We start from the raw sequence: 12,645 nt of genomic DNA on the forward strand, positions 1-12,645 counted from the left end.
GTAGATTTTATCTAATTATGTCATCCCCGCTTTTAAGCAATAGATTATCTTGCCATTGTCAATATTTTTGCCCGAAAAAACCACATCACAAGATACTTGTGATTTTTATCAACAGTTTTGATCGCAAAAACAGGAAGCAGAGTGACATAAAAGTGAAAATGGCTAAGAAGACGCCTCGGGATTGCCGAAGGTTTATCTTGAAATGCAATTTTCACTTTATACTATCTCAGCTAAAGGCAATTTGGAAATGGTTGCGAGCGATTTTTCGTTTCATTCAATAATAAAAAACGATTTTCTTTATTTGTTTTAATTCTATCTACTTGATTAAAAGCTAAAAAAATCCCCTAAGTTTTATCTTAGGGGATGATTATTTATTTTGTTGAACGATGACGATTACTCTTCAATCGCTCTCGCTTTAGTTGGTGCTTTCATATAGCGTAAGAAATCGCTATCTGGACTTAACACCATGACGTCATTACCGTCTTTATTAAAGCTATTCTCATAAGCACGTAAGCTACGGATAAACGCATAGAAGTCAGGATCTTGACTGAATGCATCAGCAAATAGTTTAGTTGCTTGCGCATCCCCTTCACCTCGAATACGTAACGATTCACGCTCCGATTCAGCTAAGGTTTCTGTCACTGTTTTATCTGCTGCAGCACGGATTTTCACCGCTTCTTCTTGACCTTGTGAACGGTGACGACGAGCAACCGCTTCACGCTCTGCACGCATACGTTGATAAATGGCTTCAGAAACTTCCATTGGTAAGTTGATTTGTTTGATACGAACATCAATCACTTCAATACCTAATGCCGCCATACTGTTCATATTGATAGCAGGGGCTTTACCTTTGGTCTCTTCTGCCACTTTCTTCGCAGCAATAGCAATAGCATCATCTGCATCACTTTTATCGCGAGAAGGTGTACCTTCATTCAACGCATTACGCACATCAATGGTTAAACGACCACGTGAATCAGTGATAATTTGGTTTACACTCATACGACCAATTTCAGAGCGTAAACGGTCACTAAATTTACGACGCAATAAGGTTTCTGCTTGCATCGTATTACCACCACCAGTAGCTAGGTAGTAAGTACTAAAATCACTGATACGCCATTTCAGATAAGAGTCAACTAACAAGTCTTTGTTCTCACCTGATAAGAAGCGATCTTGCTGGATATTCATCGTTTGGATACGCGCATCCAGTTTTTTCACATTCTCAATAAATGGAATTTTAAAGTGAATACCTGGTTCATAAACGACCGGTTTGTTTTCAGCATCACGTACCACTTTCGAGAAACGTAAAATAATACCGCGTTCATATTGTTGCACGACAAATACTGAGGAGTACAACAACGCTAAAATAATAACTGCAACAACAGCGATAACTTTACGCATGATTATTGTCCTCCTTGATTAGAGCCATAAGGCTGACCATAACCACCACTATTATTGCTACCATATCCACCGTTACCATAAGTTGTTGCTGGTTTCTGAGTAGGTGTTGTGTGGGTACTTGGCGTAGGGGTTGAAATACGCGCAGGTGCCTCTGTGACACTATTAACTGACGTTGGCGCTTTTGGTTGTTGGCGTAACATTTGCTCTAAAGGCAGAACCAACATACTGTTACCTTTGTCATTGGCAATGACTTTACGTGTTTTCGACAACACTTTTTCCATTGTTTCAATATACAGACGCTCACGAGTAATTTCCGGTGCTGCGCGATATTCAGGTAAGATTTTGGCGAAACTCGCCACCTCACCTTCTGCTTTCATCACCACACTCGTTTTATAAGCAGTTGCTTCTTCAATCATACGTTGTGCGTTACCTTTTGCTAATGGTAACACTTCGTTTTTATAAGCCTCAGCCTGACGAATGGTTTTCTGCTCTTCTTCTCGTGCCGCAATTACGTCATCGAATGCCGCTTTGACCGCTTCTGGTGGGCGAGCGACTTGGAAGTTGACGTCCACAATGGAGATCCCCATTTTATAAGGGCGGATCGTCTCTTCTAATTCTTGACGGGTTTGATCACGAATTTCTGAGCGGTTCGATGTCAGGATCTTTTCCATTTCTGAACGACCAATGACACCACGGACGGCACTGTCTGTCGCTTGTCCTAGGCTGTTCATTGGCGTTGTGACATTAAAGAGAAATGCTTCTGGATCTGAGACAACATATTGAACGTTTATCTCAACTTGAACCATGTTTTCATCTGATGTCAACATCATGCCACCCGTAGTTAAATCACGGATAGTTTTCACGTTGACAGGCTGAACTTCATCAATGAAAGTCGGTTTCCAGTTTAAACCAGGCTCGACGATTTGGTAAAATTTACCGAAACGAGTCACAACACCTTGTTCGGCTTCTTTAATGGTATAAAAACCACTGGCAGCCCAAACGACAACCACTGCACCTAATGCAAGAGAAACTAATACGTTTCCAGCATTACCACGAGGTCCGCCATTCTGCCCAGAAGAGGAGTTTCCTCCTTTTTTACCACCGAAACCGCCAAGTTTTGCACTCAGTTTCCGGAACAAATCATCGAGATCTGATGCTTTACGATCCCGACCTCCTTGATTACCGTTAGAGTTCCCGTCGCCGTTATTATTACCGCCGTTTCGGTTCCCCCACGGGTCGCGGTCTTGTCCGTTGTTACCGGGCTGATTCCACGCCATGTTCTAGCTCCATTATTATGATTAGATTTATCAGGCTTAAGAGCCGATTTCATCGCCAGCTCTCAGTTAATGTTCTTTAGTATGGCCAATTATCAGACCACGTAATCCAATAAAGTAGGCTCCTGCTTGCAAAGTCGATGCCAGTCTACCATAGGCATTCGGGTGATTAGCCCAACTTTACCGTCTTTTTCAATCCATTCACGCTCAATAGCCTGTAATTGATAAAAACGGCTACGTAATCGCCCTGCTTCTTCTGGCGGTAAACGCAATTCAACGTGTGCGATCTCACCTGAAAGGCGCTCTGTCAACGCCTGATATAACAGAGGAATACCTTCACCTGTTTGTGCAGAAACCCAAACCCTAACAGGTAAATTATCTTCATTTCGATCAATTCTTGGGGTGAAGTCCTCAAGAAGATCAATTTTATTCATCACATACAGTGTCGGTATCTCGTGAGCATCAATCTCTTCTAATACATTTTCAACTGCATGAATGTTCTCTTCAAAACGGCTATCAGCGGCATCAATAACATGAAGAAGCAATGTCGCTTCACGTGTTTCTTGTAGCGTTGCCTTAAATGCCGCCACCAGATCATGAGGTAGATGTCGGATAAAACCAACCGTATCAGCTAACACCACGGTACCAACATCATCGACCTGAATTCGTCTTAAGGTAGGATCCAGTGTCGCAAACAGCTGATCAGCAGCATACACATCAGCACAGGTTATACGATTGAATAAACTCGACTTACCCGCATTGGTGTAACCCACCAAAGATAACGTTGGAATATCAGCTTTACTTCGCGCTTGTCGTCCTTGTTCACGCTGACGTTCAACTTTGCCTAGACGCATTAGAATTTGACTAATTTTACCTCTGAGCAAACGTCGGTCTGTTTCAAGCTGTGTTTCGCCAGGGCCACGTAATCCAATCCCCCCTTTTTGTCGTTCTAAGTGTGTCCACCCTCGAACTAAACGGGTTGATAAATGACGTAACTGAGCGAGTTCTACCTGTAGCTTTCCTTCATGCGTTCTTGCTCGTTGAGCAAAAATATCAAGGATAACTCCCGTGCGATCAACCACACGACATTCACAAAGTCTTTCCAGATTTCGTTCTTGTGCCGGTGAGAGTGCGTGATTAAATAGCACCACATCTGCACCACTCGCTTTTACTGCTTCTGCGATTTCTTCCGCTTTACCTTCTCCCACATAATATTTGGAGTGAGGCGCTCTACGGCTCCCTGTAATAATTTGAACTGGTTTTACACCGGCAGATGTCACCAAAGATTCAAACTCTTGCAAGTCATCAATATCCTTTTCTTGCGAAAAGAAAACGTGCACTAAAACGGCTAATTCGCCACCTTCATAACGATCAAACAAAGGCGAAACCTCATGGACTTTATAAAAACAGGAAAAACATAGGTAAAGTCTCCCTACCTATGTTTTTATTATATTAAGAATAATATTTGATAATTATTCTGCAACATCATCCTGCTGAGTCGCGTTACCGCCACTGTAGTTTGTACCCGCTTGGTTGGTACCTGTATTGCTATGATGAGAAACAGGACGAGAAGGTACTACGGTAGAGATAGCATGTTTGTATACCATCTGACTAACAGTGTTTTTCAGCAGAATAACAAATTGGTCAAAAGATTCGATCTGACCCTGTAATTTAATGCCGTTTACCAAATAGATTGAAACAGGGACCCTTTCACGACGTAATGCGTTCAGAAAAGGATCTTGCAAAGATTGCCCCTTAGCCATTCTATGTTTTCCTTATTTTGTTGTTTTATACTAGAACCTAATGGTTCGAAAAAATGAACTACTCAAAAATTGCACTTTAGCAACTATCAATTTTACACAAACCTACCATCTATGCACTAACTACCTGCAAAACAGTGTTAAGAGACTGTTCAAAATCTTCACTATCTAACCAATGAACATCATGCCAACCTCTTAACCAAGTGATTTGTCGCTTCGCTAATTGCCGGGTAGCGCAGATCCCTCGATAAACCATCTCATCATAGTCGATTTCGCCGGATAAATATGACCACATCTGGCGATAGCCGACACAACGTATAGAAGGTAAATCTTCATGCAGATCGCCCCGTTGGTATAATGATTTTACTTCATCTTCAAAGCCACACGTTAACATCTGTTTAAAACGTGCTTCAATGCGTTGATGAAGTACATTTCTATCTTTCGGAGCAATCGCAAACTGATAAACATCATAAGGCAATGCTTCGCCTGATATTTGAGTTAATTCTGTCATCGATTTACCTGAAATCAGGTAAACTTCCAGTGCACGAGAAAGGCGTTGAGGATCATTAGGATGGATCCGTTTGGCCGCAACGGGATCGACGGATGCTAGCTCTTGATGAATTGCCTCCCACCCTTGTTCGGCTGCTTTTTTTTCGATTTCAGCACGAATTTCTGGATTAGCACTGGGCAAAGGCGATAAGCCTTCTAATAACGCTTTAAAATATAGCATAGTCCCGCCCACTAATAGTGGAATTCGTCCTGCAGCCGTAATTTCTTCCATTGCTTTTAACGCATCTTTACGAAAGTCTGCGGCAGAATAAGGTAATGCGGGATCTAGAATATCAATTAAACGATGTGGTGCAAGCGACTGCTCTGTCTCATCCGGTTTCGCAGTACCAATATCCATACCACGATAAATAAGAGCAGAATCAACACTAATAAGATCAACGGGCAGTTTTTGTCTTAGCGCAATGGCTAATGCGGTTTTACCAGAGGCTGTTGGCCCCATCAGAAAGATTGCTTTAGGTTTTATTTGCGTTTTTACTTCGCTCATTATTCAGTGCCGCTACCACAGGTTGTAATTCTATTAATTGTAATAAGTTTTTGGACGGCTGTCTGACATATTGTGGACATAATCGTTCAATATCAGCCAATAATCCTACTGCCTGAGCCTGTGACCAAACACCCGACTCATGACTTAACTGTTTTGCTAACCAATGCCCAATTTGTTGTTTAGAGCATAATTTTTCTGTTGCCAAATAAGCTAATAGCTTTGTCAGTAATACAGGTAAATTTTGCTGTCGCAAAGGCAACGAGACCGCGTGGATCGTCGCTTTACCATGAGAGATGTCGATAACAATCCCAAAATCACTGATTAACGCCTGAAACTGCTTAAATGTATTAATTTCATCTTTACTGAGTGTGACTTTTAAAGGCACTAGCAAAGGTTGGGGTTTCAGATTTTCATTTTCTGGCAATAACTGGGCACATTTTAACAGAAAATCAGCTTCTTCCAATGCTAACAGCCCTAGACCTTGCGAAGATTCAATTAACGCATATTTCTGCTGATAAATCGCCAATACCCGGCCAAAAGTATAATCTGTTTGCGCTGCGCTGGCATTAACAGAACGAGGCACCACTGAAATTACATTTGTTTCATTGTTATTAGTTGTATGACCAACATCAACTAAATTCAATGGGGGACGAGGGGGAAATAGGGGTATTTTTTCTTTATTTTCAACATCGCTCGCACTTTCTTGCATCATTTTTTGATAAAGCATGCCTTGCGTACGTTGATAACTCTCACCAAACTGACGTGTATCTAGCGTTTTTTGGGGACTCTTTTGCGTATCTGTTAACCCTTTTCCTGCACTTCCTTGGTAAGCTCCCGTGCTCTTTTTTTGCGTAGATGAGATTACTGGTGCTTGATAAGGCTGCGAAAAAACATTTTCTCCCGCAACTTGGCGATTTTCAGGAAATGTTGTGGCAGTTAAAGCCCCATTATCCTCTTCATCTAAAGATAACGTATCTTCTGTAACCTGCCTTAACACACTCAAGACAGCTTGATAGATAAAATCGTGTACTAAGCGCGATTCGTGAAAACGCACTTCATGTTTGGCAGGATGCACATTGACATCCACTTGATGAGGGTCGACGGTTAAATAAAGCACATAAGAAGGTTGCTGCTCACCTTGCAAATAACCTTCATATGCTTGACGAATAGCATGGTTAATCAATCTATCGCGCATCATGCGCCCATTGACATAACAGTACTGTATTTCACTGCTTTGCACTGGAGCTAAAGGATGCTCTACCCAGCCTTTTATTGCCAGATCACCATGCTCCCACGTCAGTTGCATTGCTTGATCAACAAAATGATTACCACAGATAGCACTTAAACGACGATGATGCTGATGAGTTTCTTTCGCAGCGCGATATTGACGCACCCGCTTACCGTTGTGGGTTAAATTAATTGACACATCAAAGCGGGATAAGGCTATACGACGTACTACTTCATCTATATGACCAAACTCTGTTTTTTCGGTACGTAAAAATTTACGTCTTGCAGGAGTGTTATAAAAAAGATCGAGCACTTCAACTGTGCTCCCCACCGGATGTGCTGCTGGCTTGACTGCCACTGTCATATCACGCCCTTCGGCGTAGGCTTGCCAAGCCTCCTCTTGAGATGCAGTACGAGATGTTAAGGTTAAACGTGATACAGAGCTGATACTGGCTAAGGCTTCACCACGAAACCCCATGCTCATAATGACTTCAAGATCATCCAGTGTCGATATTTTGCTTGTTGCATGGCGAGCAAGTGCTAACTTCAAATCATCACGAGAAATGCCGCATCCATTATCGCGGATACGAATTAGCTTAGCGCCACCTTTATCGATATCGATATCAATTGTTGTCGCACCCGCGTCTAAGCTGTTTTCAAGTAACTCTTTAACAACAGAAGCGGGTCTTTCAACGACTTCCCCTGCTGCAATCTGATTTGCTAACTGAGGAGGTAATAAATTAATCGCCATTACCTTATCCCACGTTTATCTTTATTTTGGCCCATTCTGTAAGGGATGAGCGAGAAAGTAATTTTTTAATCCGGCATAGATTGAAGCGGCTAATTTCTCTTGGTAAGCATCTGAAATCAGCAATTGTTCCTCAGCGGCATGACTAATAAAACCTGTTTCGACTAAAATAGACGGAATATCAGGTGAACGTAAAACCCCTAAGCTGGCGTGCTCTGGTGTTTTTTTATGTAATGATCCTACTTTTCTAAGTTCAGATAACACCGCTACCGCAACGTCATAGCCTACACGCTGTGAATTACCAAATTGTAAATCTAATACTGCTTGGCTTAAATAGGGATCAACCCCTTCTGCGAGTGCATCACCGGCGCCACCGAGAAGCTCTGATTGTTTTTCGCTTTGTTCAAGCCATTTACCTAATTCACTATTCGCGCGACGATTTGACAATACCCAAACAGATGCCCCGCGCGCACTGCGATTAGGTGCAGAGTCGGCATGAATAGACACTAACATATTGGCACCTTGCTTACGGGCCACTTCAGAGCGTCCAGCAACAGAAATAAAATAGTCGCCATTGCGGGTTAAAACCGGTTTGAACATAGGATCATTACGCAAAATCGCTTCTAATTTTTTTGCCACTCTTAAGGTAACATCTTTTTCACGATTACCTTTTTGCCCAATAGCGCCGGGATCTTGACCACCATGCCCTGCGTCAATCGCAATAATTATTTGCCGATCGCTCGACGCTGGCTTATTCGAGGTTGTGCGAGGCTTTACCGGTACTACAGGTGTAACAGGTTGCTTAGGTGTACTCACCAAAGGCGCCATCTGTTGATTAGCCACCGTATTTGTGGCTTTGTTTGCTGATAACGCCACTACACTGACCGTCGTTGATGTATTGTTATTTTGTCGAGCATTAATAGGTTTTATAGTAAGTACTAACTTATATTCACCATTGCTATTTAACAAGCGCTCCGTCACCACGACTGGTTTGGCAAGCTCTACCACCATACTTTGATATTGGCTATCTTTTGATTGTGTCTTGCGAATTTTCTGTGCTAATTGCTGACGATTTAATGTCACAGGTAAACCCGTTATTTGGCTACCTTGCTTAAAATCCATCACTAACCTATCTGGATTTTTCAGTAAATAATATCTATAGCTTGGTTTCCCACCACTAAACGAAAATGTAAGTGTTGTAGCCACATCCCCATTTTCGGCCTTCACTTCTGTTACCGTAGCGGCTTGTGCTATTTGCACCACAAAAAGTGACAGAACAACCAACAAAAAGGTGGCAATATAACGCTGACATTGGCTCACAATAGTGATGAGACTCGACATAATCAATATTCCTTTATGCAGACTGAATACGGGATAAAACAGCATTCCCTCTCTGTGAAAGGGCAATAAAATGGGCTTTACGACCTTCATTTTCATAGCTTAAATGAAGCTCTAAATCCGCATTAGGTATAAACCCTTCCCCTTGAGAAGGCCATTCAATGAGACACAGTGGATCTTGTGCAAAATAGTCACGTATCCCCATAAATTCTAACTCTTCCGCTGAAGCTAAGCGATAAAGATCGAAATGATAGACTGGGCGTGGTGTCAGCATATAAGGCTCTACCAAGGTATATGTCGGACTTTTAACATGACCTTGATGACCTAAAGCTTGTAAAAATCCGCGGCTAAAGGTGGTTTTCCCGGCCCCTAGATCACCAAATAAATAAATAATAAGCCCTTGGTTATTTGTCGCCATTGCGACTGAATGCCCTAGTTTTACTGTTGCAGCTTCATCTTCTAATGTAACAACCCATTCTTTCATATTCATACAATCTATTGTTAGGTAATAACGACTTAGTTAATAGCATGTTAGAGCACATGCAAACAGACCATTTTTATATTCACTTAAAGTAAATTATTATCAGAATCAATTTCAAATAACCATACCATAAATCTATTTCTTACGAGGATTTTTCCTATCGTTGCACTATGATACACTGCGCACTCTTAGGACTCACCTATTAGCTATTATTTCGGTTGCTCATGTCATCACTCGATCTTCATCACCTTGCTCAAAATATAAAACGTTGGGGAACTGAATTAGGATTCCAACAAACAGGAATTTGCGATACTGATTTATCGCTCGAAGAGCCTCGTTTACAAGCTTGGTTAGATAAACAGTATCATGGTGAAATGGCATGGATGGCTAAATATGGCATGACTCGAGCAAGACCCCATGAATTGGTGCCGGGCACATTGCGTGTGATCAGCGTCAGAATGAACTATTTGCCAACAGATGCCGCTTTTGCTCGTACCCTTAATAATCCAGAGCAAGGCTATATTAGCCGTTATGCATTGGGTAGAGATTATCACAAAGTATTAAGACAACGCCTTAAAAAATTAGGTGAAAAAATTACGCAATATTGCCAACAGTTTGAATATCAAGGTATTGTTAATTTTCGCCCTTTTGTTGATTCAGCGCCGATAATGGAACGACCATTGGCCGTGAAAGCTGGTCTTGGGTGGGTTGGTAAACACTCACTTGTTATCAATAATCAGGCTGGCTCTTGGTTTTTTCTCGGTGAATTATTAATTAATTTACCTTTGCCTATTGATTCTCCCGTTGAAGAGCAATGCGGTAAATGTGTAGCTTGCATGACCACTTGCCCAACAGGCGCCATCGTAGAGCCTTACACCATTGATGCTCGTCGCTGTATTTCTTACCTAACGATTGAACTTGAAGGCGCTATTCCTGAAGAATTTCGCCCTTTGATGGGCAATCGTATCTATGGTTGTGATGATTGCCAATTAATTTGCCCATGGAATCGTTTTTCTTCGCTCACAGAGGAAGATGATTTTTCTCCGCGCCGTACCTTACATACACCAGAATTGCTGGATCTATTCCAATGGAGTGAAGAAAAATTCCTGCGTATTACAGAAGGTTCACCGATCCGACGAATTGGCTATTTACGTTGGCTAAGAAATATTAGTGTTGCGTTAGGCAATGCCCCTTATCAGGACAAAATTGTACTGGCCTTGCAAGAGCGCTTTGGTTTAGGGGAGGTTTTAGATGAACATTTGCACTGGGCTATCGCCCAACAGAAAGCCAAAAGAGAAGAAAAAACACTAAAAATACAGACTTCACAACAAAAACGTCTAGTAAGGGCAATAACTAAGGGCCTACCTCGTGATGCTTAGTTTTTAACATGATACGCATACTCATAAGATGAGATAATTTCACCTGTGAATAAAATAAAAACTCTTTGTCTATCAATATGAAGAAAAAATTCAAGCGAAGTGTGGCACAAATTAAAAAAAATAAAAATAAACTTACTTATCAAGTGGATAGATAAAAGCAATATTTAACCCACTAGCATAATATGCTAATGACTCAATGATAGCAGCCTGTGGATAACTCTGTGCAGTAAAAAAATAAATTAGTGCTAGATGCAAGGATTATGAGCATCTTATTGTGGATAATTTATTTCGATAAGAATATTAAGATAAGTGGAACTCGGGCTCTTTTTTCCAAAGAAAAGTCATAAAAATACTTTTCTTCATAAAAAATACTCTTCAAAGTATATTTAACAGAATAAAAACCTAAACAACAAAAATTGATCTGAGGTTTAGCTCCCCCCTAAACGAGGAAAGGCGCACATTCTAGTGCTGGCTAAATAGAAATGCAAGCAAAGATCAAAGATAGATCACAAAAAAATAGCTTGATCTTTCTTGCTGTTATCGATTTCCCTTTTTCTGCACTGCAATGGGTCACTCGCTTTAAGTGTATTAGCTACAATCGCTGATCTGCACCTACCACAGTGTAGACTCATTTTTAAAAAGTGAGAGAGAAAATAAAGATTTTTTGGTTATATTTTATACAAGTATTGCTATTTCCTGTCCATAGTTATGTCCTTGTGACTTTTAGGGTAAAAATATCTTACTGTATATTCTTATCATAGAGAGACAGGCCGACTTCTAAAAACAGCTTAGCTAATGCTATTACGACAAACGCTTTGATTTATAAGAATTTACTGAGTTTATTGAAGTCTTTGGAAGAAGATTTGGAGCGGGAAACGAGACTCGAACTCGCGACCCCAACCTTGGCAAGGTTGTGCTCTACCAACTGAGCTATTCCCGCATTTGGTAAGTTTTGTGCTGATAATTATCGAAGAAAGATTTGGAGCGGGAAACGAGACTCGAACTCGCGACCCCAACCTTGGCAAGGTTGTGCTCTACCAACTGAGCTATTCCCGCGTCGCTAATACTGATAACTATCGAAGAAAGATTGGAGCGGGAAACGAGACTCGAACTCGCGACCCCAACCTTGGCAAGGTTGTGCTCTACCAACTGAGCTATTCCCGCGTCTTTCTTACACCCGTACAAACGAAATTCTTCATCGGTACGGGAAGCGCATTATACGAGAAAAATGCTTAACCGCAAGCCCTTATCAGTAAAAAAATGCGTTTTTTTGATTGCATGACGATAAAATCGTCACAATGATGCAATATCAGCCATCAATCCGCTAATTTCTACTCTTTAATAAAGGTTTGGCGATAATAGGCTAATTCAGCAATAGATTCTCGAATATCATCCAACGCTTGATGAGTATTTTTTTTCTTAAATCCTTCAAGGATTTCAGGTTTCCAGCGACGAGCTAACTCTTTTAGTGTACTGACATCGAGATAACGATAATGAAAATATTTTTCTAATTCAGGCATATAGCGAAATAAAAAACGTCTATCTTGCCCCACACTATTACCACAGATCGGTGATGCACCCTGTGGCACCCATTTTTCAAGGAATTCGATAGTGGCTTGTTGTGCAGCTGCATCATCATACTGACTCTCTTTAACCCGCTGAACTAAACCACTTGCCGTATGTGTTGTAGTATTCCATTCATCCATCGAGGCGAGTAATTTATCCGATTGATGTACGGCAATAACGGGACCTTCAGCTAAAATATTAAGTTGGGGATCGGTGACGATAGTGGCAATTTCAATAATACGATCGCGTTCAGGATCAAGGCCGGTCATTTCCAGATCTATCCAGATAAGATTGTTCTCGCTTTTTGACATAATATATCCTAGCTGTTTCTTAGAGTGAGACATGATATTTTAACCTTTATCATAGCGCGTTTACTCAATAAGCACGACAAAAGAACATCTAACCGAATAACACAAGTGA

The 12,645-nt window shown here is 41.2% G+C and carries 10 protein-coding genes and 3 tRNA genes; 1 reads left to right on the plus strand and 12 read right to left on the minus strand.

Annotated elements, in window-relative coordinates; genetic code table 11:
* Positions 1-393: 393 nt before the first annotated feature.
* The 8 genes from hflC to tsaE all read right to left on the minus strand — a co-directional run bounded on the left by hflC (position 394) and on the right by tsaE (position 9,283).
* Positions 394-1,398, minus strand: a complete 1,005-nt coding sequence (gene hflC, locus GWI58_RS03150; protein WP_094959724.1) for a protease modulator HflC — start codon at positions 1,396-1,398, stop codon at positions 394-396.
* Positions 1,399-1,400: 2 nt separating this feature from the next.
* On the minus strand, positions 1,401-2,675 hold the full coding sequence (hflK, locus tag GWI58_RS03155; protein ID WP_094959725.1) for an FtsH protease activity modulator HflK: 1,275 nt from the start codon (positions 2,673-2,675) through the stop codon (positions 1,401-1,403).
* Between the two features lie 92 nt (positions 2,676-2,767).
* Positions 2,768-4,051, minus strand: coding sequence for a ribosome rescue GTPase HflX (hflX, locus tag GWI58_RS03160; protein ID WP_004246290.1), 1,284 nt, complete (start codon positions 4,049-4,051; stop codon positions 2,768-2,770).
* A 93-nt stretch (positions 4,052-4,144) separates the two neighbouring features.
* A complete protein-coding gene (hfq, locus tag GWI58_RS03165) occupies positions 4,145-4,435 on the minus strand; it encodes an RNA chaperone Hfq (RefSeq protein ID WP_004246291.1) in 291 nt (96 codons plus the stop codon).
* A 109-nt stretch (positions 4,436-4,544) separates the two neighbouring features.
* Positions 4,545-5,486, minus strand: a complete 942-nt coding sequence (miaA, locus tag GWI58_RS03170) for a tRNA (adenosine(37)-N6)-dimethylallyltransferase MiaA (protein WP_004246293.1) — start codon at positions 5,484-5,486, stop codon at positions 4,545-4,547.
* On the minus strand, positions 5,455-7,464 hold the full coding sequence (gene mutL / locus GWI58_RS03175) for a DNA mismatch repair endonuclease MutL (protein WP_161768892.1): 2,010 nt from the start codon (positions 7,462-7,464) through the stop codon (positions 5,455-5,457). The genes miaA and mutL overlap by 32 nt, the downstream gene beginning before the upstream one ends.
* 21 nt (positions 7,465-7,485) lie before the next feature.
* Positions 7,486-8,802, minus strand: a complete 1,317-nt coding sequence (locus GWI58_RS03180; RefSeq protein WP_161768893.1) for an N-acetylmuramoyl-L-alanine amidase — start codon at positions 8,800-8,802, stop codon at positions 7,486-7,488.
* 13 nt (positions 8,803-8,815) lie between these two features.
* Positions 8,816-9,283, minus strand: coding sequence for a tRNA (adenosine(37)-N6)-threonylcarbamoyltransferase complex ATPase subunit type 1 TsaE (gene tsaE / locus GWI58_RS03185; protein WP_004249636.1), 468 nt, complete (start codon positions 9,281-9,283; stop codon positions 8,816-8,818).
* A 221-nt stretch (positions 9,284-9,504) separates the two neighbouring features.
* Between tsaE and queG the strand changes: the two genes are divergently transcribed.
* Complete coding sequence (queG, locus tag GWI58_RS03190) at positions 9,505-10,659, plus strand: tRNA epoxyqueuosine(34) reductase QueG (protein WP_108717154.1); 1,155 nt, start codon at positions 9,505-9,507, stop codon at positions 10,657-10,659.
* Positions 10,660-11,523: 864 nt separating this feature from the next.
* Here queG and GWI58_RS03195 read toward each other — a convergent pair.
* From GWI58_RS03195 to orn, 4 genes are all read right to left on the minus strand, one after another.
* A tRNA-Gly gene (locus GWI58_RS03195) sits at positions 11,524-11,599 on the minus strand.
* 40 nt (positions 11,600-11,639) lie between these two features.
* Positions 11,640-11,715 (minus strand) — tRNA-Gly (locus tag GWI58_RS03200).
* Positions 11,716-11,747: 32 nt separating this feature from the next.
* Positions 11,748-11,823: transfer RNA gene (locus tag GWI58_RS03205), tRNA-Gly, on the minus strand.
* A gap of 167 nt (positions 11,824-11,990) precedes the next feature.
* The gene (gene orn / locus GWI58_RS03210) at positions 11,991-12,536 is read right to left on the minus strand and encodes an oligoribonuclease (RefSeq protein WP_004253041.1); all 546 of its coding nucleotides are present in this window, start codon (positions 12,534-12,536) and stop codon (positions 11,991-11,993) included.
* Positions 12,537-12,645: the final 109 nt, after the last annotated feature.

The organism is Proteus sp. G2674, from assembly GCF_009915195.1.
GTDB lineage: Bacteria > Pseudomonadota > Gammaproteobacteria > Enterobacterales > Enterobacteriaceae > Proteus > Proteus mirabilis.

Bases quoted from the DNA above. Each gene is read 5' to 3' on its own strand.
- hflC (WP_094959724.1), bottom strand. From the start codon at position 1,398: ATGCGTAAAGTTATCGCTGTTGTTGCAGTTATTATTTTAGCGTTGTTG.
- hflK (WP_094959725.1), bottom strand. From the start codon at position 2,675: ATGGCGTGGAATCAGCCCGGTAACAACGGACAAGACCGCGACCCGTGG.
- hfq (WP_004246291.1), bottom strand. From the start codon at position 4,435: ATGGCTAAGGGGCAATCTTTGCAAGATCCTTTTCTGAACGCATTACGT.
- miaA (WP_004246293.1), bottom strand. From the start codon at position 5,486: ATGAGCGAAGTAAAAACGCAAATAAAACCTAAAGCAATCTTTCTGATG.
- mutL (WP_161768892.1), bottom strand. From the start codon at position 7,464: ATGGCGATTAATTTATTACCTCCTCAGTTAGCAAATCAGATTGCAGCA.
- GWI58_RS03180 (WP_161768893.1), bottom strand. From the start codon at position 8,802: ATGTCGAGTCTCATCACTATTGTGAGCCAATGTCAGCGTTATATTGCC.
- tsaE (WP_004249636.1), bottom strand. From the start codon at position 9,283: ATGAAAGAATGGGTTGTTACATTAGAAGATGAAGCTGCAACAGTAAAA.
- queG (WP_108717154.1), top strand. From the start codon at position 9,505: ATGTCATCACTCGATCTTCATCACCTTGCTCAAAATATAAAACGTTGG.
- orn (WP_004253041.1), bottom strand. From the start codon at position 12,536: ATGTCAAAAAGCGAGAACAATCTTATCTGGATAGATCTGGAAATGACC.